Consider the following 3,408-nt stretch of genomic DNA (forward strand, 5'->3'; position numbering starts at 1 on the left):
GACGGTGTGGCCGGCGTCGAGCCGCAGTCCGAGACCGTCTGGCGTCAGGCGGACCGGTACGGCGTGCCGCGTATCTGCTTCGTCAACAAGCTCGACCGCACCGGTGCCGACTTCCTCCGCTGCGTCGGCATGATCGTCGACCGCCTCGGTGCGGTTCCGCTGGTCATGCAGCTCCCCATCGGTGCCGAGTCCGACTTCAAGGGCGTCGTCGACCTCGTGTCGATGAAGGCCTTCGTCTGGTCGGACGACGCGCCCAAGGGCGAGATGTACGACACGATCGAGATCCCCGAGAACCTCGTCGAGTCGGCTCAGGAGTGGCGCGGGAAGCTGCTCGAGTCCGTCTCCGAGAACGACGACCAGATGATGGAGCTGTACCTGGAGGGCGTCGAGCCCACCCAGGAGCAGCTGCACGAGGCGATCCGCCGCATCACCCTGGCGTCGAAGGGCGGCGCCGACTCGGTCACCGTCACCCCGGTGTTCTGTGGCACCGCGTTCAAGAACAAGGGCGTGCAGCCCCTGCTCGACGCGGTCGTCCGCTACCTGCCCTCCCCCCTGGACGTCGAGGCCATCGAAGGCCACGACGTCAAGGACCCCGAGCTGGTCATCAAGCGGCGTCCCTCGGACGACGAGCCGTTCTCCGGCCTCGCGTTCAAGATCGCCAGCGACCCGCACCTGGGCAAGCTCACCTTCGTCCGGATCTACTCCGGTCGCCTCGAGGCCGGCACCGCGGTGCTGAACTCGGTCAAGGGCAAGAAGGAGCGCATCGGCAAGATCTACCGCATGCACGCGAACAAGCGTGAGGAGATCGCGTCGGTGGGCGCCGGTGACATCGTCGCCGTCATGGGCCTGAAGCAGACCACCACCGGTGAGACGCTGTCGGACGACAAGTCCCCGGTGATCCTGGAGTCCATGGACTTCCCGGCGCCGGTCATCCAGGTCGCCATCGAGCCCAAGTCCAAGGGTGACCAGGAGAAGCTGGGTGTCGCCATCCAGCGCCTCTCGGAGGAGGACCCCTCCTTCCAGGTGCACTCGGACGAGGAGACCGGCCAGACCATCATCGGTGGTATGGGTGAGCTCCACCTCGAGGTGCTCGTCGACCGCATGAAGCGCGAGTTCCGCGTCGAGGCGAACGTCGGCAAGCCCCAGGTCGCGTACCGCGAGACGATCCGCAAGACCGTCGAGCGCATCGACTACACGCACAAGAAGCAGACTGGTGGTACCGGCCAGTTCGCCAAGGTGCAGATCATGCTCGAGCCGCTCGAAGGCGGAGACGCCTCGTACGAGTTCGTCAACAAGGTCACCGGTGGCCGCATCCCCCGTGAGTACATTCCCTCGGTGGACGCGGGTGCCCAGGAAGCCATGCAGTTCGGCATCCTGGCCGGTTACGAGATGGTCGGCGTCCGCGTCACCCTTCTCGACGGTGGTTACCACGAGGTCGACTCCTCGGAGCTCGCCTTCAAGATCGCCGGTTCGCAGGCGTTCAAGGAGGGTGCCCGCAAGGCGTCCCCCGTGCTCCTGGAGCCGATGATGGCCGTCGAGGTCACCACGCCCGAGGACTACATGGGCGATGTCATCGGCGACCTCAACTCCCGCCGTGGCCAGATCCAGGCCATGGAGGAGCGCAGCGGCGCTCGCGTCGTGAAGGGTCTCGTGCCCCTCTCGGAGATGTTCGGCTACGTCGGAGACCTCCGCAGCAAGACCTCGGGTCGCGCAAGCTACTCGATGCAGTTCGACTCCTACGCCGAGGTTCCGCGGAACGTCGCCGAGGAGATCATCGCGAAGGCCAAGGGCGAGTAACTCACCCGAGCTCACGCTTTAGGCTTGTCACCGGAGCCCGGTAGGGCATCCGACGCCGAGTTCGCTCGCGCGTCGGATGCCCCCGGCACCGGCATTCCAGCAAAGATCACCTGGCGCCGATGAAGCAAGGCGTACAGAACCACTCCAGGAGGACCCAGTGGCGAAGGCGAAGTTCGAGCGGACTAAGCCGCACGTCAACATCGGCACCATCGGTCACATCGACCACGGTAAGACGACCCTCACGGCCGCCATTACCAAGGTGCTGCACGACGCGTACCCGGACCTGAACGAGGCCTCGGCCTTCGACATGATCGACAAGGCGCCCGAGGAGCGCCAGCGCGGGATCACCATCTCGATCTCGCACGTCGAGTACCAGACGGAGCAGCGTCACTACGCGCACGTCGACTGCCCGGGTCACGCGGACTACATCAAGAACATGATCACGGGTGCGGCGCAGATGGACGGCGCCATCCTCGTGGTCGCCGCCACCGACGGCCCGATGCCGCAGACCAAGGAGCACGTGCTCCTGGCCCGCCAGGTCGGCGTTCCGTACATCGTCGTCGCCCTGAACAAGGCCGACATGGTGGACGACGAGGAGATCCTGGAGCTCGTCGAGCTCGAGGTGCGCGAGCTCCTCTCCGAGTACGAGTTCCCGGGCGACGACGTTCCGGTCGTCAAGGTCTCGGCGCTCAAGGCGCTCGAGGGCGACAAGGAGTGGGGTGAGTCCGTCCTCAACCTGATGAAGGCCGTCGACGAGGCCATCCCGCAGCCCGAGCGCGACGTCGACAAGCCGTTCCTCATGCCGATCGAGGACGTCTTCACGATCACCGGTCGCGGTACGGTCGTCACCGGCCGTATCGAGCGTGGTGTCCTGAAGGTCAACGAGACCGTCGACATCGTGGGCATCAAGCAGGAGAAGACCACCACCACGGTCACCGGCATCGAGATGTTCCGCAAGCTGCTCGACGAGGGCCAGGCCGGTGAGAACGTCGGTCTGCTCCTCCGTGGCATCAAGCGCGAGGACGTCGAGCGCGGCCAGGTCATCATCAAGCCCGGTTCGGTCACGCCGCACACCGAGTTCGAGGCCCAGGCCTACATCCTGTCGAAGGACGAGGGTGGCCGTCACACCCCCTTCTTCAACAACTACCGCCCGCAGTTCTACTTCCGTACGACGGACGTGACGGGCGTGGTGACCCTTCCCGAGGGCACCGAGATGGTCATGCCGGGCGACAACACCGTCATGACCGTGGCGCTGATCCAGCCGGTCGCCATGGAAGAGGGCCTGAAGTTCGCCATCCGTGAGGGTGGCCGGACCGTGGGCGCCGGCCAGGTCACCAAGATCATCAAGTAGTTCCTGCTTGATCGTCTGACCTGGTAGCTCCGCACAGAGCACCGAGAAGGGCCCCGTACCTCGCAAGAGGTGCGGGGCCCTTCGTCCTGTGCGGGGGAGGCCAGGCAGGTCCTGTCCGGGCGTCTCCGGGGCGGACGCCGACGGCCTGTGGGCCGTCAGTCGGCGGGCAGGCAGGCCGTGACGGTGAAGGTGTCGCGGCTCCGGCCGGAGTGGAAGGTTCCGCCCAGCGCGAGCACCCGGTGGCCGAGGCTGCCGAGGCC

At 66.1% G+C, this 3,408-nt stretch carries 2 protein-coding genes; both read left to right on the forward strand.

Going from position 1 to position 3,408, the window contains the following annotated elements:
- Positions 1-1,797 (forward strand): elongation factor G (gene fusA / locus IH13_RS0101805; protein ID WP_031080450.1); only part of this gene is annotated, 1,797 nt, incomplete at its 5' end.
- 157 nt (positions 1,798-1,954) lie between these two features.
- Complete coding sequence (gene tuf, locus IH13_RS0101810; RefSeq protein ID WP_031080452.1) at positions 1,955-3,148, forward strand: elongation factor Tu; 1,194 nt, start codon at positions 1,955-1,957, stop codon at positions 3,146-3,148.
- Positions 3,149-3,408 lie beyond the last annotated feature (260 nt).

Source organism: Streptomyces sp. NRRL WC-3549, assembly GCF_000721935.1.
GTDB lineage: Bacteria > Actinomycetota > Actinomycetes > Streptomycetales > Streptomycetaceae > Streptomyces.